We start from the raw sequence: 23,719 nt of genomic DNA on the forward strand, positions 1-23,719 counted from the left end.
GTGGTTAGTAGGAGTAGGATGATCCGAGAAAAGCCGTCAGCGAGAACATTTCCATATCACTGGAGTCCCCATCACTGGAGTCCCCGCCCTGGACGATGGCACCTTTGCCTGAACCAAAGCTGCTGTTTATGCCCATGGTCAGGGAAGAGTTGCGGGTGAAGCGGGTCAGGCTGAAGGTGACGCCGTACAGATCGACCTCATTTTCCGGCCCGTAGCCATTGTGATAGTTCGTAAAGGCGCCACCACGAACTGCCCAGCGGGGACTCAGGTAGTATTCGGCCCCCACAGCCAGGTTGGTAACCGCATGGGTGTCATCGGTACTCAGATAGTGAAAGACATCTGCCGACAGCAGCAGACGATCATCGGCAAACCAGGCGGCACCGAAGGAGAGCTCGGTGGGATAGGAACGACGCAGGTTGGACTCGTAGTAGGCGAAGTCTATGCCGTTGTAATCCGGGTACTCTGGCGGTTTGATACTGTCATTCTCAATGCCATGGAATACCATGAAGCTTTCGGTGTCTGAGGTAATGATCGTGGTGCTGCGCAGAGTCGCACCAAAAGCAAGCCTCTCCAGGGGACTCCACATGACGCCCAGCACGGGGTTCAGGCCGAACTCGGTGGTACGGGTCACCAGCTCCTGGTACTCCACGTCGGGGATATCGCCATTGGCATGGCTCTTGGTGCCAACACGGCCTATCTGAGTGAAGATGACCTTGGACTGGAGCAGGTGAAAGTAAAGGGTAAAGCCGATGGCCAGATTGTCATTGACGGCCATGGCGATGGAGGGCCCGATCTTGTTCACCACATGGGTGTTATCGAGATGCACGCTGAACTCTTCGAACACATTGACGTTCTGGTAGCGTTGGATCATGTCCTCGCGCATGTTATCGGTGACCGCAAAGGAAAAGCCCACGGTGAAATCGCCCAGGGGCTGGGTGACGCCGAAGAAGTTGGGGATCAGGTCAGCGGATTGCCGGTTCCAGTCAGTGTGTCCACCAAGGACATCCTTATAGGTGGTCTGGGAGGTGTGAAAGGAGTTGACGCTGGCTGAGAGGTTTGGCGCATAACCATAAACGATTCCCGCCGGATTGTAGTAGAGACCGGAAGGATCATCGGAAATCGCCGTATAGGCACCACCCATGCCCATGGCCCGTTCGCCGATGAGAATGTTGTTGTAATGATACTCGTCAGCACTCGCTGTGGAAAAGAATGCACTTGCGCAAATGAGCAGAGCACCCGCCAGGGCGAGTTTAGTTGCGTATGATTTTGACATGGCTTTCGAAGCGCTCCTTCATGATGGGGTTATCCAGCTCGGCCAGATCGTAGAGGTCAATGATTTCTCTGAGTGCGCTGAAGCGCGCATCCATGGCGGGGTGTGTGCGGTCGATGACCTCCAGGGCTTCGCCTTTGATTTCAGCAATGGATTCCAGGTAGCGCAGCATGGCAGTGGCTTCGTAACCGGTCTGGGCCAGCAGCAGGGTACCGATGTAGTCGGCTTCGAATTCATCTTCCTGCTTCAGGCCATAGGTGAAGAGAATATCCACGGCCTGATCCACCGCCTGGGCGAAAGCGACGCGGATAGGGTCGGAGCCGGCACCCAGCAGGCGTGAGAGTCCGGTGACCGGGCTGTCATCAACGCCCCTGATGCCCAGTTCATTGACAATGTGTTTCTCGGTGACGTGGGCTATCTCGTGGGCCAGGACGGCAGCCAGTTGGGCTTCATCACTCATCATTTGCAAGGCGCCGGTGGTGATGAAGATATATCCGCCGGGAGCGGCAAAGGCGTTGATGGTGTCGGAGTCCAGCACCTGAAAGCGGAATTCCAGCTCGGGCCTGCTGGCGTGCAGGGCGACAGAGCGTCCCACCAGATTGACGTAGCGGTTCAGCTCCGGGTCGTTCAGGGGGCGGTAGGTGCCGAGGATGCGCGCGCCCACCTCCTTGCCGAACTCCACTTCGGCGGTCACATCGCTCTCCAGGTCGGCAATGGTGACATGCACATGGGAGAGGCGGCTGCGGTATTCCTTAGGACTGGTGTCGGGCAGTGCCGAATACTCGGCACTGCCACAACCGACTATCAGAATGGAGGCAATTGCTACGGTAAGAAGAGAAAAATGCAGTGCTCTTACGTTCATGGGGCCACTACCTCCCGGTGAAAGCGAATGATTTCCTCTTCTTCAAGGTGCAGGCGTTCCATCTGCGCCAGGGCATGGTAGTTGGAGAGTCCCATTTCGCTGGCCCGGGCGCGGTCTTCCGGAGTGAGTCCCCGGGCGGCACCAGCGGTAACCACGGCTGAGGTACGACGTCGGACACTGTCTTCCAGGCGCTCTTCTCCGGCTCCGATCACACCAACCCGCCCAAGGGGGGGATTGGAGGTCAGGGCCAGTCTGGACATCCAGCCCTGCTGTTCTTCTGCCTGTACTCTGTGCCAGGTGCCCTGGGTCTCCAGAACACGCACTTCTCTCCCCTGGGTGAAGGTGCCCAGCACGGCCGCGCCAAAGGACGGTTCCTGCATCAGTGGAGCCTCACGGCTCTGTACGTACATGGTCGATGCCATGGCTGCCATGCCCATGGCAAGCACGGCCATCAGTGATAATACCCCTTTTTTCATAAATCCCCCCTCTTCTGCTCTTATTTCGTTTCCATGGTATGGACACCATCCCAGGAGTCTGGTGGCTCCTGGTGCGCGTAGGAACGACAGCGTTCAAGCATCATGGTAATAGACAAATGTTCCGGAATTTGTTCAAAAAGATCAATGGCCTCCTGCCATCGGCGATGCAGGTAGGCATCAAAAGCAGCGGCGGCGAGTGCCGCAGTTTCATGGGCCTGCTGCAGAATTTCCGCTGGGTCATCAGGGGCCGCCAGCGGACGATACATGGCGATGGGCTTTACCTTGCCCTTGACGCGTACGAGGTCGACCTGGGCGCAGGGCACAGGGAGGCTCAGGGCGTGGTAGGTGTTCTCGGTAAAGAGTACGGGACAGCCATATTGCTTGGTAAGACCTTCCGTGCGGGAGGCCAGGTTGACGTTGTCGCCGATGACGGTGTAATCCAGTTTTTTTTCGGAGCCGATGTTGCCGAGTATGACATTGCCGGTGTGCAGGCCTATGCCGATGGCGATGGGAGGGTATCCCTTCTCCTGGAGCCGCTGGTTGACTTCGGCCAGCCTGCGGTACATGGCAATGGCGGCGCAGACGCCGCGATCGGCATGGTTTTCAATGCGGATAGGTGCTCCCCAGAAGGCCATGATGGCGTCTCCAATGAATTTATCCAGGGTGCCCTGGTATTCAAATATGACATCGCACATGTCTTTCAGGTAGATGTTCAGCAGATCCACCACCTGGTCTGCCTGCAGTTTTTCGGAGATACTGGTGAAGCTGCGGATATCGGAAAAGAGAATGGTGAGGTTTTCATCAGTACCCACATCGGCGGTGGCAATGGAATCATACTTGTCGACTACTTCCGATAGAATCGCCGGCGAAACATACTGGGAAAGCATGCGACGAACCTTGCGCTTATCCCTGCCTTCGGTGAAGGTGAGGTAGGCAAAGCCACCAAGCCACGCCAGTATACCGGAAGTGACCGGTGAAACCATGTCCAGGACGAGCTGATTGCCGAACTGCCAAACTGCGGTTATGCCATAGAGAATGATGATTCCCGCCGGGAGCATGAACTGGAGGGAAAAGCGTGGAAGGTAGAGGATAGACGCTATGGATACACCCGCCATGGCAAATATCAGCACAAAGGTTACCGCCATGGGGGGAGTTGTCAGGTAGTCATTGTCAAGTACGTTGGAGGCGACGCTGGCATGAATGAAAACCCCTGGAGTGTTGTGGGAGAGGGGGGTCGCCTTCACATCCTGCAGGCCTATGGCACTGGAACCGATAAAGACGTACTTGTCGTGAAATTCGGCCGGGTCAATGAGAACACTGGCAAAATCGCCGTGGAGAATGGCCTGGTAAGAGGCGAAAATGCCCCCCATGGAGAATGCGTTAAATGAACCGTAGTAGTTGGGGAGGAAGAAGCGGTCGCGCTGCTGGGAGAGAGTTTCGCTGGCAACGGTTACACCATCGGCGCCTATGCCCAGCTCAAGTGTGGAGTCGTGGGAAAGCGCTGCCAGCGATAGGGGAAGGTAGAACTGATCATCATAGGCAAAATACAGTGGGGTGCGGCGGTAGATGCCATCGGGGTCAGCGTCTATATTGACGACACCGGCGCCCCTGGCTCCCCGGTAAAGCTCCGCAAAGGGCAGTATAAAGTGATTGCCCGATGGTTCCATATCGCGGTGATCGCCTGTCGTCTGGAATGCAAAGCGCTGGGAAAATTCACTGGGAACCGGACGATAAAGCTGATGCTGGCCAGCTTCATCCTCTGCCTCATGGAGAATCTGAAAGGCGTGATAGATATTGCCGAAGTGCCGGGTGGCGAGGGCGAAACTTTCGTCATTGAAGCCGGGTTGACCTGGGGGAACGTCAGCCTCGCGCTGGTATTCACTGAAGAGAATATCAAAAATGATGGCGCGGGGCTCGCCCATGGCAAGGAATTCCATGAGCTCGGCATATACGGCTCGTGGCCAGGGCCAGCGCCCCACCAGCGGATTCATGGCCTGCAGAGTGGCTTCGTCAATAAGGATCACGGCAATGTCCGGATGGGCGGCCACATCTTCCCGGAAAAGTTTCATGCGGCTGTCGTAGGTAATCCACTCCATACGCTGTAAGCCCCCCTGGTGATACAGGAGGGAGACCAGCAGGCTGATCACCAGAACCATTCCCCATCCCCACAGGAATTTTACACGATGATGGGAGTGTGGGGATGACATAGCTCCTCCGGCTCAGTCAGAGCACATGAGTTGGCAGAGTTGCTGGACTTTGTTTCCCTGGAGGGAGTAAATGACCTTCATGCCCTGTTTGTTGGAAACCACCAGCCCGGCGTTTTTCAGCAGCGAAAGATGCTTGGAGATGTTGGCCTGTGTGGTTCCTATTTTTAACGCTATATCGCCAACACAGTGTTCTCCTTCCATCAACAGATGAAGGATCTGCAGGCGGGTGGGGTCAGACAGACACTTGAACTTGGTGGCGATATCATCAAAGCGAATGTTCATGTAGACCTCGGAAGAATATAAATTCTGCGTTTTCGATAATCAGCAGCGCATTGTGGCAGAAGCGGAATTGCGCGAAAAAACTTATTTGAGTATAGGAAGAGTTACGGGGTTTTGCCAAGAATTACTTTTGGTTTTTTTTGCAAAAAATACCTTTGGTTTTGTAAAAAATATGTCGATAGAGTAGCAAAGCAAGAAAAAACCTTGTCAAGTTATGGGTGGTTTCCTATATTGACTTTGTCATGCAAACACCAGAGCGCCCTTCAGGATGAAAGGGAACTGCTCTATGGAGACAGTGTAATAACAGGGATGTGATTGGGATACAAGGAGGTGACCATGAAGCGATTATTGCTGCACTGAAAGGCTCTATGGGCTCCTTTTCGTTGAACAAATCCCAGGAGGGTTGTCGTGTTACGTTATATTTTCACTCTTTTTCTTATCATAACCGTGCCGCTGCTGATACTGACAGGCTGCAGCAAGCCAGTCGAGATTTTTGCGCCCAGCAATTCCAATGTGCATGTTATGACCAAGAAGCTCGCCATTGAGCGTCCAGATCAGGACACGCAGCATTATTTTGTTATCAAGGAAGGGGCCACTCCCGAAACAACGGTCGTTGAGATCGGACGTCAGGTGGTTCCCCCCCAGATCCCCGCATATCCCGCAGAGCACTCCGCAAAGGCCGCTGCTCCCAGGGCAGCAGAAACCGAGCGGGTAAATCGAACGGATTTACTGCCACCTCCGCTGTATTCGTACCAGTCATCCAGAAATACTTCCAATACCATGGGACAGCAGGGCGTTAACGGGAACCAGCAGCCAGCATTCGGTGCCCCTGTGATCAACAACTCATATCAGTACTACCATCAGCCACAGTTCATGCCACAAGCATATGGCATGCCCCAACAGGGCTTTGCACCCCAACAGGGAATGGGAATGCCCGGCCCCTACGGTTCACCGGCCATGGGAATGGGTGCTCCATTTGCGGCTTCCAACCCCTATGCGCCACCCATGATGCCATACCAGGCACTGCCGTACGCGGGACAACCCGTTCCCATCATGCCAGTGCAGCCAGTTCCGTTCAGCGTTCAATAAGCCAGGAGGATACCCATGAAAAAAAGAATGATGCTTACGATGATAGCCTTTCTGATCTTTCCGCTGAGCGCGGCTGCGCAGGGGTTCTATCAACAGCCCGCCCAGCAGTACGGCGCAGGATACTGGCAAGGAGCCTCGCCCTATGCCGCCTATCAGCAGTACAACCCATACCAGCAGTACGGGTATGGCATGATGCCGCAACAGCAGCAGGCCCAGCCCATCACCACCTACCACTACCAGCCGCAGGGAGCCTATCAGGAGACTGAGGTCTGGGTACCGGTGGTCCGTTATGAGAAACGCAAAGCCTATCAACCAGTCGGTGTGGTCATGCCAGGTCAGATGCCCGTGATACAGCAGTACAATGCCTTCCCCACCGGCACTCCTCAACCTGCTCCCGGGCAGCAGTTCCATATGCCTCAGTAAGGCACATACGACACAACTCGAAGCGGAGGGGAGATATCCCTTCCGCTTTTTTTCGCGGAGCCTCCCCATGATACCTTATGGTCGACAGGATATTTCCCCCGATGATATCAGGAGCGTCCTGGCAGTCCTGGAGTCGGACTGGCTTACCCAGGGTCCATCCATTACTGAATTTGAACACATGGTCAGCAGTGCGTGCTCCAGCCGTTTTAGTGTTGCCTGCAGCAATGCCACCGCAGCACTGCACATTGCCTGCAAAGCCCTGGGACTTGGCCCCGGTGATACCCTGTGGACATCCCCGAACACCTTTGTTGCTACTGCTAACGCCGCTCTCTACTGCGGTGCCGATGTTGATTTTGTCGACATAGACCTGGAAACAGGGAACATGGATGTTGTCTGTCTGGAGAGAAAACTGCAAATCGCCGCTCAGCAGGGAAAGCTTCCGCGAATTGTCGCTCCTGTACACTTTGCTGGTCTCTCGTGTCCCATGGAACCAATACAGCGCCTGGCACAGCAGTATGGGTTCGCCATCCTGGAAGATGCCTCCCACGCCATCGGGGCGACCTACCGCCAGCAACCTGTCGGCAGCTGCGCCTACAGCCACATAACCGTATTCAGCTTTCATCCCGTCAAAATAATCACCACCGGCGAGGGGGGAATGGCGCTGACCAATGACGAAACCCTTTACAGGAAAATGACCCTGCTGCGCAGCCATGGTGTGACCCGTGATCATGAAATGCTTGAGAACCGCAATGAGGGTGGGTGGTACTACGAACAGCAGGATCTGGGCTTTAACTATCGCATGACCGACCTGCAGGCGGCTCTCGGCGTAAGCCAGATGAAGCGCATTGATGACTTTCTGCAGAAAAGGCGTTTGCTGGTCAGGCGCTATCGCGAGCAGCTGCGCTTCCTGCCTCTGGATCTGCCGGGAGAGTTCGCAGACAGTGAGTCCGCCTGGCACCTCTTCGTCGTTCGGCTTCGGCCTGAAGAGACCGGAAAGGATCGTCGCGGGGTATTTGAAGCTCTGCGTGCAAAGGATATTGGCGTAAACGTGCACTATATTCCGGTTCCCATGCAACCCTACTACCGCGCCCTGGGTTTCCGTGCCGAAGACTACCCAGCGGCGTTAACGCATTACGAGAGAGCACTTTCCCTGCCGCTACATCCAGGAATTACCCAGGAACAGCAGGATTATATTATTACCACCCTGGGGGGAATCCTCAGAGGGTAGCCTTTACCCTGTCAGCCATGCCAGCGCATCGGCTCCATAGAACAGTAACACTGCGATAATCGTCGCGTAGAGCATCACGGCGAGAATACCCAGTGCCAGCGCCGCCAGCGTAAATAGTCCATCACGTTCGCTCATGCCCACGCCGCAACAGAAAATCACGATAGCGGGCAGGGTGTTGGTAAGGGGGATGGGGAAAAGCATCAGGAAAGCCATGGTACAGACGATCCCTCCGGAGAGGGGCCGCAGCCATGAGCAGGTGGTCCACAGATAGCGGGGCTTGACGATGCGTTCTAGCATGGCAAAGAATCGTGCACTCCGGTGAAGCGTGTTGCGCGCTTTGGCGGTGGGTATGCTCCAGTTCAGCATGAACATAGGAAACCAGGGAGTTCGGCGCTGCAGCAGCAGTTGGAATCCAAGCAGCAGCAGCAGGGCCCCGAAGGGGATACTGTAGCCGGGCGCAGGGACAGGCAGAGCACTGGGGAAGGAAAAGAGCAGCAGCAACAGCCCGAACCCACGGCTTCCAAGCTGTTCTATGACATCCTGCAGTTTCAGGGTTCCTCTGTCTGGGTCATCTACAAGCGTGCTCAGGTCATGGGAGAGGCTGTGTATGGGTGTGTTGTTTTCCTGCATTGGATTCCTTACATTACCAACTGATTGATACTCAGGATGGGCATGAGAATTGCCAGTACGATCAGCAGGACTACGGTGCCCATGACGACGAGCATAAAAGGCTCAAAGAGACCCACAAAGGTTGCCACCAGGCTCTCCATGTCCCGCTCCTGATTGGCCGCCACCCGACTGAGCATGGTGTCCAGTTCACCGCTTGATTCGCCGCTGGCCACCATGTGTATCATCATGGGCGGAAAGCATTTTGCCTTGTCAAGGGCGAGATGCAGACTCTCCCCTTCGCTGACCATCCGGCCGATATCCATTGAGCGTTCCTTTATGAAATCATTCCCCAGTACCTGACCGGCAATGCGAATGGCTTCCACCAGAGGCACACCACTCTGGGCCAGGATACTGAGTGTGCTGGCAAAGCGAGCGGTGTTTATCCCCCGCGACAGTCGTCCGATCATGGGAAGCTTTAACAGGGTTTCATGGACGCGCATGCGCAGGGCTGGTCGCTTGAGAAGCTTTTTCCAGAGAAAAGCGAAGGTTGCGATCAACAGCAGGCTGAGCAGGCCGTAGTTTTTTACGAAATCACTGAGGCTGATCAGGGCGATGGTCAGTCCCGGCAGTTCCTGGCCGGTGTCCACAAAGACTTTTATGACGTCGGGAACCACATAGCCGAGCAGGAAGGTGACAATCAGAATCGAGGTGACGGTGAGGATGGCAGGGTAGAGCAGTGCCAGTTGAACTTTCTGGCGGCTGCGCTGCTGGCCTTCGGTGTAATCTGCCAGGCGCTCAAGCACCAGGTCAAGGTGGCCGGCGTGCTCACCAGCGGCTACAGTGGAGCGATAGAGATCCGGGAAGGCACGGGGATACTGAGCCAGGCTCTTGGCCAGGGAGTAGCCTTCCATGACCTTGGCGCGGACGCCCAGCAGTATGCTGCGGACGCGATTCTTTTCTGTCTGGGCGGCGACAGCCTTGAGAGCTTCCTCTACGGGGAGTCCGGCCTGAATGAGGGTCGCCATCTGGCGGGTACACAGGGAGAGGTCGTTAACACTCATGGATGGCCGAAAGAGGGAGAAAGAGGTTTTGCGGGCATTGTTTTCGCGGCTGTGGGTTGCCTCAATCTGCAGTGGCGTCCAGCCTTTTTCGCGCAGCTGTTGTCGTACCTGGCGTGGACTGTCAGCTTCCAGAATGCCTTTGCGGGTTCTGCCACGGCCATCGAGGGCCTGGTACTCAAAAGCCGCCACGCTCAGCCGTCCTCAAGGGTGACGCGCAGAACTTCTTCCAGCGTGGTCTCACCCTCCAGTACTTTTCTGGCCCCATCAGCGCGTATACTGGCACTGTGTTTGCGGGCATAGGCTTCCAGCTCCTGTTCCGACGAGCGGCGGTGCACCATGGTGCGCAGCTCGTCGTTAAAGGTAATCAGCTCGTAAATACCTGTTCTGCCGCGATATCCAAGGTGGTTACACTCCTTGCAGCCAGTGGCGCGATAAATGACCGGAGCCTGCAGACTGCCATTCACCTGCAGAAGTGCGCACTCCTCCTCGCTGGCCTCGTAGGCTTCGCGGCAGTGTTTACACAGGACGCGCACCAGTCGTTGGGCCAGTACTCCGAGCATGCTGGAGGAGAGCAGAAAGGGCTCGATTCCCATATCCTGCAGGCGGGTGATGGCTCCGGCAGCGCTGTTGGTGTGCAGGGTCGAGAGGACAAGGTGGCCAGTCAGACTGGCCTGGATGGATATCTCCGCTGTTTCCAGGTCGCGGATTTCACCGACCATGACCACATCGGGATCCTGGCGCAGTATGGCGCGCAGCCCGCGGGCGAAGGTCATATCAATTTTGGTGTTCACCTGGGTCTGGCCGATGCCTTCGAGGTTGTATTCAATGGGGTCTTCTACGGTGAGGATATTGCGACTCTTGTCGTTGAGTCGGGTCAGCATGGCGTAGAGTGTCGTGGTTTTCCCGGAGCCGGTGGGTCCGGTGATCAGGATAATGCCATGGGGCTTGTGGATGATGTCGTTGAGGAGTCGCGCGTTCTGCGTGGACATTCCCAGCTGTGCCAGATCCAGGCGTCCTGCCTGTTTGTCCAGCAGGCGCAGGACGATGCGTTCACCGTTAATGGAAGGCATGGTGGATACCCGCACATCCACTTCCTTGCCGCCGACTTTCAGGGAGATGCGACCATCCTGGGGGATGCGCTTTTCGGCGATATCGAGACGGGCCATGACCTTGATGCGCGAAGTCAGCAGCGGCGCAAGGGCCCGCTTGGGCCGCACCATCTCGCGCAGGACGCCATCAATGCGAAAGCGCACGATCAGGTTGCGCTCAAAGGTCTCGATATGGATATCCGAAGCGTTTTCCCGTATGGCTTCCGTGAGCAGGGCATTGATCAGACGGATGATGGGGGCGTTATCTTCCTGTTCCAGAAGGTCTTCGGTCTCAGGCACAGAGTCGGCCAGGCTGGCGAGATCCATATCGTCACCCAGCTCCTCCACCATCTCCATGGCAGCGGAAGAGTCGTTCTGGTACGCCGTGGAAAGGGCCGCAGAAAACTCCTGCTCATCCACCTGCAGAAAAGGGGTCAGCTGTCCGACGAATCGCTGGACTTCTGCGATAGCAGCCGGTGCAGGTGGTTGACGGTAGAGGACGTGAACGCCGCCGTTTTCATCTTCCTGTAAGAGGAGCTGATGGCGTTTCGCAAATCCAAAGGGTAATCTCTGGGGTAAGGGCATAGGAGTACTGGCTCGCTCTAACGGTATATGTCTTCAATGTTTTCCGGTAAGGATGGTTTGACACCCATGGGTATCCCCCTCAGTTTTGGTGGATTCAGCTGCAGCTCATAAATGCCGGTATACTTTTCACGGCTCAGGGAAGCGGAGTCTTCCTGGGTCAGTAGAATGGTCGGTCGCAGAAAAACCAGGAGATTGCGCTTTTCAACCCGCTGACGTCGTGCCTGGAAGAGTCTTCCCAGCAGAGGGATGTCACCGAGCAGCGGAACCTTGCTGACGACCTCCTGGACATCATCTTTAATCAGGCCGCCAAGAACAATGGTTTCATTGTTATCGGCCAGTATAGTGGTGATGATCTCCCGCTTATTCGTGATGATGCCATCGGTGCCTTCCGTGAGCACAGAGGATGCCTCCAGTTCTACCTGCATGCGCACGGAGTTCCCTTCATAGATACTGGGTGTGGTTTTCAGGACAATGCCCACATCCTGACGCTGAATGGTGGTGAAAGGGTTGGTGCCGGAATCGTGGGAGTAGGTACCGGTACGCACAGGAATATTCTGGCCGACCAGAATGCTGGCCTCCTGGTTATCCAGGGTGAGAATACTGGGAGTGGAAAGCAGGTTGGCGTTGGTTACGGAGGCAAGAGCCGTCAGCAGGGCACCCATCTCCACGCTGCCACTGGTGGTTGCTACTCCCAGGCTCATTCCATCGCTGATAGTGGGGGGGGTCTGTGTCGCTATGCTGGTGAGAATATTACTGAGGCTTGTGCCTGCATTGGAAAACGAAGTTCCACCGATGGGGCCAAGTGTGTCACCAGCGCTGCGGGCCGCCAGTTGTACACCTAATTGATTCAGGGAGTCGCCGACAACTTCGACAATAACGGCTTCAATGAGCACTTGGGCTCTTCGCACATCAAGCTGCGCGATAATGGATTGTATTTCAGCCATGGTGGCTGGTTCGGCGCGGATCACCAGGGCGTTCAGTGATTCGTCGGCCTGAATGCTGAATTTTTCCGCTGGCGCCGGAGCTGAATCACGACCGGAGCCACTGGCTGACGCTGTTCTTCCCTCCACCAGGCCCTTCAGCAGTTCCGCCATTTTGGTGGCATCGGCATGGCTCAGGCGCAGGACCATGGTTGAGCCTGTGGTCTTAACGGGAATATCCAGGGAATCGATCAGCTGCCGGTATTCCTCCAGCGCTTTCTGTGTTCCCTTCAGTATAAGGCGGTTACTGCGCTCATCGGCGATAATGCGGATGCCCGCCGCAGGGGAGCGTTGCTGCTGTCCTCCCTGGGGAGTAGCTATTTTCTCCAGCAGGCCGGCTAACTGTCCAACCCAGGCGTGCTGAAGGTCGACAATGGCAATGGCTTCACTCTCTTCCTGGTCGAGGCGATCGACGATATCGGCTATGCGCGAGACATTCTCCGCGTGATCACTGATAATGATGGCGTTGGCGGAAGGCACACCGGCCAGGTGGCCGTACTGGGGCACCAGGGGGCGCAGGATGGGAATCAGCTCGGCTGCAGGCGTATTACGCAGTGGCAGCACGCGGGTTATGAGAGTTTCTCCCAACATGGTGCCCTCTGCGTCATAGGGGATGGCTCCTTGACGCGCTATGGCGTTGGGCAGAATCTTAATGGCTTCTTCACCCTCGACAGTGATAAATCCATGCACATTCAGAACCGCCATGAAAAGCTCATAGATGCTGTCACGGTTCATGGGCGTCTGCGAGATGACGGTGACTTTGCCTCGCACCCGGGGGTCAACCACGAAATTCTTTTTGGTGATGGATGAGACCTGGTCTATGAGGGTGCTGATCTCGGCTTCTTTGAGGTTGACCGTCCAGGTCTGCCGCTCCTGAGCGACTGCCGAATTCAGGGTGTAAAACAAGAGAAGTGTCACTACTGCTGTAATGGTGGTGATGGTGCGCAATCTCATATACCTGCTCTGTATAAGTGGAGTGTCATTCAGTAAAGATGATCGGAAAGGCATCATTTCACGTTCTGGAGCCTGGTTCAAGTGAAATTCCCTTCAGTTGCCTGCCAAAAGACCACCAAAGGTGTGGATTAAGCCGGTGTGCGGCGGTCAGCGCAGCGGATAGGTAACCACAAAGGTTCGCTGACCTCGTTGTATTTCTATGCGGGCGACGCCAGACTCCACAATCTGATTGATGAGCTGGCGGTCACGTTGTACATCTCCAACGGGGTGACTGTTGACCGAGACAATTACATCGCCCTGCTGCAGTCCCAGCTGGCTCATGAGGGCAGCCGGGGCCTGAGCTCCCACCGTATAACCCCTGCTTTCACCAGAAGAACCTCGTGGTTCCAGACCTGCCCCATCAAGAATGGCCTGTGGATTCGTCTGCATGATGGGCATATAGGTTTCCATAAAGGAGCCTGCGTCCATCTGCTGGATATTCTCTGTCAGCTGCTGGGAAGCTGTCAGATCTGCTGGTATATCCGCGGCAGCACGACGTGCCGAGGGACGCGATGATCGCGAAGCGTTTGCCGGTGTTTCCGCCCGTATCCCACTGTCGGAGTCCCCGCTGTCGGGGAAACGCAAGGTTTCATAGGCTTCTCCCCGCTGCAGCAGAACGCGATCAGCGAAAACGGCGGCGAGGGTTACCCCCTGGCTGACGCGGTCGCCTATAGTGTACCTTTCACCTGGTCGGGACTGTTCAGCAATAAAGGCGCTGGAATACTCTGGTACTTCTGAAAGGAACACTCCCTCAAGGCGAAGTCGCATACGGGTTTCCGGTGCCTGCACCTCATCGAGGGAGACACTCTGAGGCTCTTCCGGCGGTGCTGGTTTGCCGAACAGGTGTAATTGCTCTATGTTCTGTGCCAGGGAAGCTTCCGGTACGGCCTGCTGACGCGGAGCTGGTGTCTTTGGTGACGCAAATATCACCGGCACAGGCTCCAGGAGCGTCCAGGTGAGACGCGCAAGGGTGTGGGAGGTGCTTGCCAGTACGCCGAGAATCAGCAGCATGCTGCTGATCTGCAGGAGCCGGGTTCCGTTAATGGCGGCAAGAGCGGAAAATACTGGCAGCTTATCGGTCATGGTGAATTATACTCAGGGGAGTTACATCTCGAGAAGCAGCGAGTATACGCATAGGGTTCCGCATGTCAGAATACCTTTTCTTCATAAGTAAAGAGAATACTACCAGCTCGCCCCGGAATATTCCAGGGTAAAGGAATGGCGCGGGTAAGATGGGACATGATCTGCAGGCGGGCCCAACCATCGGGTCCAAGGCTGATCTCACCTACCGGTTGATCGTCACCTTCACGGCCAATACGCAGGATGGCGCGTTGTTCCTCATGGCTGAGATTGCCGACCAGAACCGGCATGTTAATGGTAAACGCGTTGCCGCTTTGGGTGGATTCAACCAGTCCGCCACTCCAGTGCAGCGTACCGTCAGCCTGTCGAATTTCATCGCCATGGATGTTCACGTGAACCCGCCGAATCTCAAGATGCCCTGGAACACGCAGATTCAGCGTCTGCAGCAAGGGCTGCACTGTCGTGGCGTCAAGTCTTCCCGATGCCATAAGCTGTACTGCACCCCAGGGAGCAGCGGCAATGCCGAGATCTATGTCAGTCCGGCCTTCCTGAACACGGAAAGCCAGCAGCACCTTTCCCTGCCACAGCAGGCGGGGAGATATTTTCCAGCTTACGGGCAGTGGCGGAAGAGGGCCGTAATGCAAGGAGGCATTCCCATTCCACAGGGTTCCGGATATCCTGGTAAGGGTGATGGTGTCCTGGGCGGGAATCTTCGCCCAGATGTACGCTGCCGGAATCGTGGTGACGAGGAAAAAGCCATAGAGCAGGAAAAAGGCGAGAACTATTCCAAAAATGCGTTTTTTTGTCAGCATTCCGTGAACCTTTCAGGAGTCTCAACAGTGGTGTGCAAACCACTGAGGTTTAATGTAGGCAATTGACTGGCGGTTGTAAATGAGGAACTCACGCCTGTCAGCCTTTGATATTAATCAGGGGTTGAACATGATGGCGGATAACCACGAGCTCTGATTGCGCTTCCAGCACGGCGTGAATGTTCTTGTAGGCCATGGGTGCCTCATCAAGGGTACTTTCCTGTACGCAGGCAACGACGGATTCCATGGACTGTCGGAACTCGTGCAGACTGAGTTCACGTTTCGCCTCCGCTCGACCCAGTAGACGTCCGGCACCATGGGAACTCGACCACAGCGCTTTGGGGTTGCCCAGTCCTTCCACCACAAAACTCCCGTCACGCATATTGCCGGGAATAATACCAGCCATGCCACTTTCCGCGTGCGTTGCCCCTTTGCGATGGATCCACCAGCCGTTATACAGGGCCGCGTGGTTGTGGTTGCGATTGATCAGGGACACCCACTGTGGGGAACCATTGATGCGCCGAGAGAGCACTTCTGCTGCTCTGCGCGCAATTTCGAGACGATTTTCCAGGGCAAACGACAGGCAGAAGTGCATATCATCAATATAAGCTTTGCCAGCTGCCGAGCGGACATCCAGTGCGTAGTGGCCTTCGCGGGCCCTTGAGCTCTTACTGGCGACCTTCATGTAGTGTGTGGCCATGGTATGCCCCAGATGACGGGAACCGGAGTGTACGAGAATCCAGATCCGCTCCAGTTCATCGTAACCGATCTCGAGAAAGTGATTGCCTGAGCCCAGGGTACCAAGCTGATAAAGCCCTTTGCGTCGGAAGTACTCTTCCAGAACCGCTGAGCGTGGAAGATGGGAACAGTTCCAGGGCACAGGCTTTTGGTTGTGGGCAGAACCCACAGGGATGTGTTCGTAGAGAGAGCGGAAAATGGCTGCGGCATTCTGGCGGACTTCAGACAAGGGAAATGTGGTGGGCACACCCAGGACACCGCAGCCGATGTCGTACCCCACCCATGCGGGCACAACAACACCATCGGTAGCGACGACGGCTCCTATAGGCAGCGCGTAGCCCTTATGGGCATCGGGCATCAGTGCTCCGCGAACCACATAGGGCTGATCCATGGCGCTGAGAAACTGTTCCATGGCTGCCGGCTCAATGTCGTTGCCAAAAATGTGATAGGGGGCCGGGCGGTTCGTCTTCTTCATGGGTTATCGCAGAACGGCGTTGCCAGGATGTTGTGGGAATCGCGCAGAAAACAGCCGATTGCGGCCCAGCCACCGAGCCCCTCCACCCGCTGCAGCAAAGACAACGTCTGCTGGTTGATACCACCCAGGGCAACGACCCGTGAGCGGAGCGAGACATCCACATCCATCAGGGCTGAGATTCCGAGCGGTGTGACACTATAGGGCTTTGGTGTGGGAAAGATCGGACTGAGGGTCACAAAGCGCAGATGTTCATAGGCGCGCAGCAGTGCCTGGGCCTGTTCCGGGTGGTGGCATGATACTGAGCAGGGAAGTTTCATGGCGCCCAGGAAGTCCATATCGCGCTCGGCGCAGTGGATGGCGGTGCACAGGTGCTGTTCATACAGCTCGTGGGCGTGCTGAGGTGTGGTGATGTTGCGCGAGTGGACGATCAGCTTGCCACAGTCGGCAAGACGGTGTACGAGTCGCAGATACGCATCGCTGGCCATGTCCGGTTCCCGCAGAAGAACCCCCGTGACACGATGGTCGCAGGCGATAGCACGGTAGTGGTCGACAAAGGCGTCGGAGGTCTCGAAACTCCGGCTGTCGGTGATGACATAGATAGCCAGGCTCATCAATGGGGGATTTCCGGGATATCCCGTTCATCTTCGTGTTCCAGGCGTTTCGCGAAGTTCCGGGGATAGCGGGGTGTATTGGTGTAGAGACAGTGGTTGCAGAAACGAATGATATCCGCACGGGTATCCTCGTCGGAGATAATACGGCAGAAGTAACGCAGGGAAAGGGCCGCGCCCGCTTCATAGGTGCCGCTCTGACGGGGAGAGAAGGGGGCCTTCTGCCAGTGAATGCTGGGAATGAACTTGCTGCGGGTTATGCGGTACGCCTCATCGTCCAGCACACTGGGCGCGTGCTGGTCATCGTGCTGCACCAGGGTCAGATTGCACAGATCCTGATAGTGGGCAGGACTGTTGATTATGCCGATGGTGCTTGCCGGAAAGGCGATGCGCAGGAGGCTCAGCAGGTGAATGTGACGGTTTTCGGACTCCTGGGGATGGTGACGAATAAGAAATATCTGCTGGGCCTCCTCCTGGGGCAAGGTGAGGTGCTCTACCTGGTGAAGTTCCAGAACGCGCAGCGAAGGGATAGCCTCTGTTCCGGGGTCAGGAAGGGCACTTCGGGTAGAGAGAAAGTACTGGCGTTCGTCTATCAGTGGGAAATCCGAATCTTCAGGACAAAGGGGGCCGGGAGTCAGAAAGAGACGGTATCCCCTGCGCAGATCGTCGCGCAGCTGATGCGTTTCGGGGAGTTCTTCATAGTAGCGGCCGATCAACTGAACGTTACTCAGATAGCGTCGCCGCAGCACTTCAGCACAATTGCGCAACAGCGTCGTGTCGGTGGTGAACAGCTGGCGCCACTGTTGTGTTGAGGGGCGTGCATCATCAAGTATATGCTTTAAAAGGGATTTTGGCATGACAAAAGGCTCCTTGGGATGGCAGGGTCAGAGATGTTCTCCCCCGTCAACGGGGATATCGATTCCGGTTACATAGTCACACTGCAACAGAAAGTCCAGTGCCTGCAGTATATGCTCAACACTCCCCTGGCGTTTCAGGGGAACGTTCTTTTCGATCAGGGTGCGAAATTCCGCGTCGGTTTCTGTCGTGGCCTGCAGGATAGGACCGGGAGAAATGGAGTTGCAGCGCAACGTGGGGGCAAAGGTCTTGGCTGCCATTCTGGTGAACTCTGCCAGGGATTTCTTGCTGAGTTCATAGGCAGCGCGGGTAGTGGTGCGTTGATAGACCCTTTGGTCGCAGAAAACTACGAAGTTGCCGTTTTGCACGTCCGCATGTGTCATATGAAGATGGAGCGCTTTGGCCATGAGTATGGGAGAAAAGAGGTGCACCCAGAAATTCTGGAGCATATGGTCAGTATCAATGGCTTTCAGAGTAGACTTTTCAAAAAAGCTGGCAGCGTAAATCACACAATGCACAGGTGCGCCCGTAGCCGCGTGGGCCTGCTCCAGGATATCACCGGGGTTATTCAGGGTCGCCAGATCGTGGCAAAGGACAGTGCATGGAGTGTATTGCTCCAGCAGCTTTTGCGTGGCCAGAGCACCCTCACGGTTGGTGTGATAGGTGATGGCCACGCGATACCCTCGCTTCGCCAGGTGCAGAGCTACGGCACGTCCGATACGATCGGACGCCCCGGTGACTATGGCGGTGGCAGGGGGTGCGGACAGCATAGGAGAATTACTTCTGAATCAGCAGTTCGGCAATCTGAATGGCATTCAACGCGGCTCCTTTGCGTAGCTGGTCACCGACAACCCAGAAGGTGAGGCCATTCTCAAAGGCCAGATCCTTGCGGATGCGGCCAACTTCGCAGTCATCACGTCCTGCCACAAAAAGTGGCATGGGATAAACCTTGTTGGGCAGGTCATCAACTACCTTGATGCCAGGTGCCGCGCTGAGCAGTTCGCGGGCCTTTTCCACGCTGATGGGCTGCTCCGTTTCTATGGTCACCGCTTCGGAATGGGCGGAGATAACCGGCACGCGTACACAGGTGGCACTGACGCGGATATTCTGGTCACCCATGATCTTACGGGTTTCATGGAACATTTTCATCTCTTCGCGGGTGTAGCCGTTGTCCTGTGGGGTATCTATATGCGGTATGACGTTTTGCAGGAGCTGGTGGGCGAAGGCCTGAATTTCAAGGGGCTGGCCAGCGCAAAACTGCTTTGTCTGATTCTGCAGTTCGTACATACCCTTGGCACCAGCGCCGGAGGCAGACTGGTAGGATGACACCACCACACGCTTGATGGGGCTGTAGTCGTGCAGGGGTTTCAGGGCAACCACCATGATAATGGTGGTGCAGTTCGGGTTGGCAATGATTCCCTTATGCCTGAAGGCATCGGCCGGATTGACCTCAGGGACGACCAGGGGAACATCTTCATCCATGCGGAACGCAGAGCTGTTATCGATGACGACGGCACCCGCCTGGGCGGCAATGGGGGCAAACTCTTTACTGGTTCCTCCTCCCGCTGAGAACAGGGCGATATCCACGTCGGCAAATGAATCCTGGGTCAGTGCTTCTACCGTATATTCCTTGCCGGCATAGGTGATCTTCTTGCCCGCGCTGCGTGGTGATGCCAGCAGCTTCAGCTGGTGGATGGGGAACTGGCGCTCTTCAAGAATCTGCAGGAAAACTTCCCCCACAGCACCGGTTACCCCGGCGATGGCGACATTGTAGCGGTCTTTTTTCTGTAACTGAGTCATGGTGCCTCCACATTTGGTTGCAGGTAACATAAAAGAAGTGCGTAAAATAGCATAATAACCCGACAGGTGCAAAGTGCTCACGTGTATTGAGGAAAAATCACGTTCGGTTTATGCTTGCAAAAGATGGCGTAATTGGGCATAACCTCCGCCGACAGCATATTCAGATCACTCAGGAGCCGCCACATGCAGAATGACTTGGTTATTTTTTCCGGCAATGCCAGCAAAGATCTGGCGTTCAGTATTTCCAACGAGCTGGGGCTGCCCCTGGGCGACGCCCATGTGGGACGTTTCAGTGACGGCGAAATTCGTGTGAAAATCAATGAGAATGTCCGTGGACGCGATGTGTATATCGTGCAGTCCACCCACGCTCCGGTAAATGACCACCTCATGGAACTGCTGATCATGTGTGACGCCCTGAAAAGAGCTTCCGTCAAGAGCATTACTGCGGTTGTGCCCTATTTCGGGTATGCCCGTCAGGATCGCAAGGCCGAACCGCGCGTGCCCATAACCGCCAAAATGGTCGCCGACCTGATGCAGACGGTTGGAGTCAGCCGTGTGCTGACCATGGATCTGCACGCTGGTCAGATTCAGGGATACTTCGACATTCCCGTGGATAACCTTTACGCTATGCCCATTCTCGTGGAAAATCTCCGAAAAAAACAGATCCAGGATCTTATCGTTGTCAGTCCCGATGCCGGTGGCATGGAACGCGCGCGTGGATTTGCCAAGATGCTCAATGCCGGGCTGGCTATGATAGATAAGCGTCGTACCGGGCCGAACGTCAGTGAAGTCATGAATGTCATCGGCGACGTCAGGGGAAAGAATCTCGTTATCGTTGATGATATCATCGATACGGCTGGAACTATCTGTAAAGCCGTCGAGGCCCTGAAGTCCAATGGTGCCTGCGATGTCTACGGCCTCTGCACCCACGCGGTACTCAGCGGGCCTGCCATCAGCCGAATTACCGAAACCCCGTTCAAGGAAGTGATCGTCACCGACACCATTGCGCTGCCCCAAGGCAATGCGGGTTGTGAGAAAATTCAGACGGTAAGCGTATCAAAGCTCTTTGCTGAAGCTATTTCACGGGTATATCACGGTCAAAGTATCAGCTCCCTCTTCGGTTAAGGTCTGATGAAACTGATCGTTGGACTTGGAAATCCCGGTGCGCAGTATCGCAACCATCGGCATAACATCGGCTTTATGGTCGTAGAACGAATCGCTCAGAAACTCGGCGTTCCGAGTTTTCGCCAGAAGTTCAGCGGGCTTCTGGGTGAGGGAACTTTTGCGCAGCAGAAAATCCTGCTGCTCATGCCCCAGACCTATATGAATCTCAGTGGAGATTCGGTCAGTCAGGTACTCGGGTGGCACAAGCTCTCTCCTGTTGATATGATCGTGATTCAGGACGATCTTGATATGGCCTATGGGCGGTTTAAGCTGAAAATGGGAGGGTCGCCGGGAGGGCACAACGGTATTGCCGACATTACCCGCAAGTGCGGAACTCCTCAGTATATACGCGCCAAATGCGGTATTGGGAAACCGGAGCCTCCCATGAGCGTCAACCAGCATGTGCTCTCCAGCTTCAGCTCCGAACAGATTCAGAGCCTCGACTCCTTTCTCAACCATGCCGCCGAGGCAGTGCTCCACAGTGCCGCCCACGGCCTGGAGTCCGCCATGAATATCTATAACGGTGATGCGCTGTCGATATAGGTGGCGTGAGCACCAGCTGCGTCGATCCTCCTGAACTCATGCTCAGGGAAACACAGACTTGTGACCTGGTTGTAAAATATGGTAGCTTTGAAACCCTGTTTGATTATATCTGTACGGAGGTGCATAGATGCGCGCAGTGTTAATGGAGGGTTTTGGAGGGCTTGAGGTACTGAAGGTTGGGGATGCGCCCAAGCCGGCACCTGCCGAAGGCCAGGTTTTAATCAAGGTTATGGCGACGTCCATTAATCGTCCGGACCTGGTGCAGCGGGAGGGTAATTATCCGCCCCCGCCTGGTGATTCGGAAATTCTCGGCCTGGAAGTGGCCGGCACCATTGAAGAGATTGGTCCGGGTGTCACCGGGTACCAGGTTGGTGATCGTGTCATGTCTCTGGTCGGTGGTGGAGGATATGCCCAGTATGCCGTGGCCTATGCCAGCCATTTGATGCCGATTCCCGATTCCATGAGTTTTGAACAGGCCGCCTGTGTCTGTGAATCCTATATAACCGCATTTCTGAACGTCTTTATGATTGGCGAATTACGCGATGGCCAGACGGCTATCCTCCACGGTGGAGGTGGTGGCGTCAATACCGCAGCCATCCAGCTGTGCAAGGCGCTCACTCCCAATACCAAACTGATCGTGACGGCCTCCACAAAAAAGCAGGATCGCGTCAAGGATCTTGGGGTGGATCTGGTAGTCAACTATGAAGAGACGCCCAATTTTGCCGATGCCGTCAAGGAATTTACCGCCAAGAAGGGCGTAGACGTTATTCTCGACCATGTGGGCGCCAAATATCTTGATCCCAATATGAAGTCCCTGGCCTACAAGGGCAGGCTGGTGATCATAGGTGTTACCAGTGGCATAAAGGCTGAACTCAACCTGGCTCTGATGATGGTGAAAAGACAGCAGATCATCGGTTCTGTTCTGCGCAGTCGTCCAGTCAAGGAAAAGGCGGAAATTGTGGCGGAATTCACCCGCACCGCCCTGCCAAAATTTGCCGATGGCACCATCGTTCCCATGATTCACCGTACCTTCAGTCTGGATGAGGTTGTCGAAGCTCACCGCACCATGGAAGAGGATCATCACTTCGGCAAAATTGTGCTGACCATACCGCATTAACCCTTCATTGAGGGCGGATTTCATCCGCCCTTTTTTCTTTGACATACCCTTCAGGTGCACTATAATCGCTTCTGTTTATCAAGAAAGATCCAAGCTTACACCATGAAACAGAGGTTACCGTGTCTGAAGTCTTTATCGGACGTCAACCAATCATAGATGCTGATCAGCAGGTTTTTGCCTACGAACTTTTCTTCCGTCAGGGCATGATGAATCGGGCGATTATCTCCGATGACAAGATTGTCAACGCCAAGATGATGGCCAATATTCTGGGGAACTTCGGCACGAAAAAGGTACTCGGCGATCGCCCGGGCTTTATCAATGTCGATACGGCCTTTTTCTCCCAGGATTTTGTTGATATTATTCCAAAGGATCAGCTGGTGCTGGAGATTCTGGCCAAAACCGATGTGGATGAGAAGTTCCTGGCGAAGATGGATGCCTACAAGCAGAATGGTTTTCGCTTTGCCCTTGGGGACTTTGAGTTTGAAAACTGGTATATTGAGCGTTTCGGCCCCCTCATTAAAAAGGCCAACTATATCAAGATTGACCTGCAGAAAGTCACTATTCCCAGACTGGCTCAGAAGATCCCCATACTGAAGAAACTTCCAGCCAAGCTGGTGGCCGAGAAGGTGGAGAGCTGGGATATCTTCCATGAGTGCAAAAAGATCGGATTTCACTACTTTCAGGGATACTTCTACGCTCAGCCGGAGGTTCTGCGCTCAGAAGAGTATAATCCCAGCAAAGCCCCCATCCTGCGCATCCTGCGACTGATAAACCAGAACAGTGAACCATCGGTTATTGAACACGAGTTCAAGGGGCATCCTGAGCTCAGCTATACGTTGTTGCGCTACATGAACTCCGGTGCCATGAACTTCACCACTCCCATACGGTCTATCGGGCATGCCATAAAACTCCTGGGGCTCAAGAAGCTCAAAAGCTGGCTGATGCTGCTGAATTTCGCATATCCCGACAGTGGCACTGCTTCCCAGAAAAAGAAAAAGGACGTTATCTTTGAAACGGCCCTGATGCGGGCAAAGCTGATGGAAGAACTTCTTATCCGCTACAGCGGCGGCAAGTACGCACCATTGGGTGATTCGGCGTTCTTCCTGGGAATCCTCTCTCTGGTGGATACGGTTATCGGTATTTCCAAACAGGAGCTCGTGAAAAACATTCTGTTGCCGGCAGAAATGGCTCAAGCGCTTCTGACACAGAAGGGCCTGCTGGGGCGGCTGCTCTTTATTGTCATCGCCGAAGAGCAGCGCCATCACAGCGAGATGTATGATGCCCTGGAGTCCCTGGGAATCTCCCCGGTCACCTTTGATGAAGCCGTAAACGCGAGTCATGAGTGGCTCAATGATTTCATCAACAACGTTTAACGCCATG

23 protein-coding genes are annotated in these 23,719 nt (G+C 55.2%); 7 read left to right on the top strand and 16 right to left on the bottom strand.

The annotated features are described in order from the left end of the window. Positions 1-4: 4 nt before the first annotated feature. Genes SELIN_RS06605 through SELIN_RS06625 form a run of 5 tightly spaced genes read right to left on the bottom strand, consistent with a single transcriptional unit; the run spans position 5 to position 5,097 of the window. Positions 5-1,273 (bottom strand): OmpP1/FadL family transporter, encoded by a 1,269-nt coding sequence (locus tag SELIN_RS06605; protein WP_013505889.1) that lies wholly within the window; start codon positions 1,271-1,273, stop codon positions 5-7. Next, positions 1,251-2,132: a M48 family metalloprotease gene (locus SELIN_RS06610; RefSeq protein WP_013505890.1), complete on the bottom strand. Its 882-nt coding sequence runs from the start codon at positions 2,130-2,132 to the stop codon at positions 1,251-1,253. Before SELIN_RS06610 ends, SELIN_RS06605 begins: the two co-directional genes overlap by 23 nt. Beyond that, positions 2,129-2,608 carry an SH3 domain-containing protein gene (locus SELIN_RS06615; RefSeq protein ID WP_013505891.1) on the bottom strand — a complete coding sequence of 160 codons (480 nt, stop codon included), beginning with the start codon at positions 2,606-2,608 and terminating at the stop codon, positions 2,129-2,131. The genes SELIN_RS06610 and SELIN_RS06615 overlap by 4 nt, the downstream gene beginning before the upstream one ends. A 20-nt stretch (positions 2,609-2,628) precedes the next feature. Further along, entirely contained in the window at positions 2,629-4,815 is a 2,187-nt protein-coding gene (locus tag SELIN_RS06620) for a CHASE2 domain-containing protein (protein WP_013505892.1), read from the bottom strand. Positions 4,816-4,827: 12 nt separating this feature from the next. After that, on the bottom strand, positions 4,828-5,097 hold the full coding sequence (locus tag SELIN_RS06625; RefSeq protein WP_013505893.1) for an ArsR/SmtB family transcription factor: 270 nt from the start codon (positions 5,095-5,097) through the stop codon (positions 4,828-4,830). Positions 5,098-5,502: 405 nt separating this feature from the next. Here SELIN_RS06625 and SELIN_RS06630 point away from each other — a divergent pair, with 405 nt between their 5' ends. From SELIN_RS06630 to pseC, 3 genes are all read left to right on the top strand, one after another. Further along, positions 5,503-6,183 carry a hypothetical protein gene (locus tag SELIN_RS06630; RefSeq protein ID WP_013505894.1) on the top strand — a complete coding sequence of 227 codons (681 nt, stop codon included), beginning with the start codon at positions 5,503-5,505 and terminating at the stop codon, positions 6,181-6,183. Positions 6,184-6,198: 15 nt separating this feature from the next. Further along, positions 6,199-6,606 (top strand): hypothetical protein, encoded by a 408-nt coding sequence (locus SELIN_RS06635; protein ID WP_013505895.1) that lies wholly within the window; start codon positions 6,199-6,201, stop codon positions 6,604-6,606. 67 nt (positions 6,607-6,673) lie between these two features. Further along, complete coding sequence (gene pseC, locus SELIN_RS06640) at positions 6,674-7,834, top strand: UDP-4-amino-4,6-dideoxy-N-acetyl-beta-L-altrosamine transaminase (RefSeq protein ID WP_013505896.1); 1,161 nt, start codon at positions 6,674-6,676, stop codon at positions 7,832-7,834. A 3-nt stretch (positions 7,835-7,837) separates the two neighbouring features. On the opposite strand, the gene SELIN_RS06645 is transcribed toward pseC, so the two are convergent. The 11 genes from SELIN_RS06645 to SELIN_RS06695 all read right to left on the bottom strand — a co-directional run bounded on the left by SELIN_RS06645 (position 7,838) and on the right by SELIN_RS06695 (position 19,515). Further along, complete coding sequence (locus tag SELIN_RS06645) at positions 7,838-8,464, bottom strand: exopolysaccharide biosynthesis protein (protein ID WP_013505897.1); 627 nt, start codon at positions 8,462-8,464, stop codon at positions 7,838-7,840. Positions 8,465-8,472: 8 nt separating this feature from the next. Next, positions 8,473-9,693, bottom strand: coding sequence for a type II secretion system inner membrane protein GspF (gene gspF, locus SELIN_RS06650; protein WP_013505898.1), 1,221 nt, complete (start codon positions 9,691-9,693; stop codon positions 8,473-8,475). A gap of 2 nt (positions 9,694-9,695) precedes the next feature. Then, positions 9,696-11,177, bottom strand: coding sequence for a type II secretion system ATPase GspE (gene gspE, locus SELIN_RS06655; protein ID WP_013505899.1), 1,482 nt, complete (start codon positions 11,175-11,177; stop codon positions 9,696-9,698). A gap of 17 nt (positions 11,178-11,194) precedes the next feature. Continuing rightward, a complete protein-coding gene (gspD, locus tag SELIN_RS06660) occupies positions 11,195-13,111 on the bottom strand; it encodes a type II secretion system secretin GspD (protein WP_013505900.1) in 1,917 nt (638 codons plus the stop codon). 147 nt (positions 13,112-13,258) lie between these two features. Continuing rightward, on the bottom strand, positions 13,259-14,233 hold the full coding sequence (locus tag SELIN_RS06665) for a type II secretion system protein N (protein WP_013505901.1): 975 nt from the start codon (positions 14,231-14,233) through the stop codon (positions 13,259-13,261). A gap of 65 nt (positions 14,234-14,298) precedes the next feature. Beyond that, on the bottom strand, positions 14,299-15,042 hold the full coding sequence (gene gspN / locus SELIN_RS06670; protein ID WP_013505902.1) for a type II secretion system protein N: 744 nt from the start codon (positions 15,040-15,042) through the stop codon (positions 14,299-14,301). Positions 15,043-15,139: 97 nt separating this feature from the next. Further along, positions 15,140-16,252, bottom strand: coding sequence for an RtcB family protein (locus SELIN_RS06675; protein WP_013505903.1), 1,113 nt, complete (start codon positions 16,250-16,252; stop codon positions 15,140-15,142). After that, positions 16,249-16,863, bottom strand: a complete 615-nt coding sequence (locus SELIN_RS13890; RefSeq protein WP_013505904.1) for a thiamine phosphate synthase — start codon at positions 16,861-16,863, stop codon at positions 16,249-16,251. The genes SELIN_RS06675 and SELIN_RS13890 overlap by 4 nt, the downstream gene beginning before the upstream one ends. Continuing rightward, positions 16,863-17,717: a hypothetical protein gene (locus SELIN_RS06685; protein WP_013505905.1), complete on the bottom strand. Its 855-nt coding sequence runs from the start codon at positions 17,715-17,717 to the stop codon at positions 16,863-16,865. Before SELIN_RS06685 ends, SELIN_RS13890 begins: the two co-directional genes overlap by 1 nt. A 27-nt stretch (positions 17,718-17,744) precedes the next feature. After that, the gene (locus SELIN_RS06690; protein WP_013505906.1) at positions 17,745-18,485 is read right to left on the bottom strand and encodes an SDR family oxidoreductase; all 741 of its coding nucleotides are present in this window, start codon (positions 18,483-18,485) and stop codon (positions 17,745-17,747) included. Between the two features lie 7 nt (positions 18,486-18,492). Beyond that, on the bottom strand, positions 18,493-19,515 hold the full coding sequence (locus SELIN_RS06695; protein WP_013505907.1) for an aspartate-semialdehyde dehydrogenase: 1,023 nt from the start codon (positions 19,513-19,515) through the stop codon (positions 18,493-18,495). A 183-nt stretch (positions 19,516-19,698) separates the two neighbouring features. Here SELIN_RS06695 and SELIN_RS06700 point away from each other — a divergent pair, with 183 nt between their 5' ends. The 4 genes from SELIN_RS06700 (at position 19,699) to SELIN_RS06715 (ending at position 23,712) form a co-directional block, all read left to right on the top strand. Then, positions 19,699-20,640, top strand: a complete 942-nt coding sequence (locus SELIN_RS06700) for a ribose-phosphate diphosphokinase (protein ID WP_013505908.1) — start codon at positions 19,699-19,701, stop codon at positions 20,638-20,640. Between the two features lie 6 nt (positions 20,641-20,646). Further along, complete coding sequence (pth, locus tag SELIN_RS06705; RefSeq protein ID WP_013505909.1) at positions 20,647-21,222, top strand: aminoacyl-tRNA hydrolase; 576 nt, start codon at positions 20,647-20,649, stop codon at positions 21,220-21,222. Positions 21,223-21,349: 127 nt separating this feature from the next. Further along, entirely contained in the window at positions 21,350-22,339 is a 990-nt protein-coding gene (locus tag SELIN_RS06710; RefSeq protein ID WP_013505910.1) for an NAD(P)H-quinone oxidoreductase, read from the top strand. A gap of 119 nt (positions 22,340-22,458) precedes the next feature. Next, positions 22,459-23,712 (top strand): EAL and HDOD domain-containing protein, encoded by a 1,254-nt coding sequence (locus SELIN_RS06715; RefSeq protein ID WP_013505911.1) that lies wholly within the window; start codon positions 22,459-22,461, stop codon positions 23,710-23,712. Positions 23,713-23,719: the final 7 nt, after the last annotated feature.

Origin of the sequence: Desulfurispirillum indicum S5, assembly GCF_000177635.2 — a bacterium.
Lineage (GTDB): Bacteria > Chrysiogenota > Chrysiogenetes > Chrysiogenales > Chrysiogenaceae > Desulfurispirillum > Desulfurispirillum indicum.

Coding starts and splice junctions, on each gene's coding strand:
- SELIN_RS06635 (WP_013505895.1), top strand. CDS start 6,199: ATGAAAAAAAGAATGATGCTTACGATGATAGCCTTTCTGATCTTTCCG.
- SELIN_RS06685 (WP_013505905.1), bottom strand. CDS start 17,717: ATGCCAAAATCCCTTTTAAAGCATATACTTGATGATGCACGCCCCTCA.
- SELIN_RS06695 (WP_013505907.1), bottom strand. CDS start 19,515: ATGACTCAGTTACAGAAAAAAGACCGCTACAATGTCGCCATCGCCGGG.
- gspE (WP_013505899.1), bottom strand. CDS start 11,177: ATGCCCTTACCCCAGAGATTACCCTTTGGATTTGCGAAACGCCATCAG.
- gspN (WP_013505902.1), bottom strand. CDS start 15,042: ATGCTGACAAAAAAACGCATTTTTGGAATAGTTCTCGCCTTTTTCCTG.
- gspD (WP_013505900.1), bottom strand. CDS start 13,111: ATGAGATTGCGCACCATCACCACCATTACAGCAGTAGTGACACTTCTC.
- SELIN_RS13890 (WP_013505904.1), bottom strand. CDS start 16,863: ATGAGCCTGGCTATCTATGTCATCACCGACAGCCGGAGTTTCGAGACC.
- pth (WP_013505909.1), top strand. CDS start 20,647: ATGAAACTGATCGTTGGACTTGGAAATCCCGGTGCGCAGTATCGCAAC.
- SELIN_RS06710 (WP_013505910.1), top strand. CDS start 21,350: ATGCGCGCAGTGTTAATGGAGGGTTTTGGAGGGCTTGAGGTACTGAAG.
- SELIN_RS06615 (WP_013505891.1), bottom strand. CDS start 2,608: ATGAAAAAAGGGGTATTATCACTGATGGCCGTGCTTGCCATGGGCATG.
- SELIN_RS06620 (WP_013505892.1), bottom strand. CDS start 4,815: ATGTCATCCCCACACTCCCATCATCGTGTAAAATTCCTGTGGGGATGG.
- SELIN_RS06625 (WP_013505893.1), bottom strand. CDS start 5,097: ATGAACATTCGCTTTGATGATATCGCCACCAAGTTCAAGTGTCTGTCT.
- SELIN_RS06605 (WP_013505889.1), bottom strand. CDS start 1,273: ATGTCAAAATCATACGCAACTAAACTCGCCCTGGCGGGTGCTCTGCTC.
- SELIN_RS06645 (WP_013505897.1), bottom strand. CDS start 8,464: ATGCAGGAAAACAACACACCCATACACAGCCTCTCCCATGACCTGAGC.
- pseC (WP_013505896.1), top strand. CDS start 6,674: ATGATACCTTATGGTCGACAGGATATTTCCCCCGATGATATCAGGAGC.
- SELIN_RS06665 (WP_013505901.1), bottom strand. CDS start 14,233: ATGACCGATAAGCTGCCAGTATTTTCCGCTCTTGCCGCCATTAACGGA.
- SELIN_RS06675 (WP_013505903.1), bottom strand. CDS start 16,252: ATGAAGAAGACGAACCGCCCGGCCCCCTATCACATTTTTGGCAACGAC.
- SELIN_RS06610 (WP_013505890.1), bottom strand. CDS start 2,132: ATGAACGTAAGAGCACTGCATTTTTCTCTTCTTACCGTAGCAATTGCC.
- SELIN_RS06690 (WP_013505906.1), bottom strand. CDS start 18,485: ATGCTGTCCGCACCCCCTGCCACCGCCATAGTCACCGGGGCGTCCGAT.
- SELIN_RS06700 (WP_013505908.1), top strand. CDS start 19,699: ATGCAGAATGACTTGGTTATTTTTTCCGGCAATGCCAGCAAAGATCTG.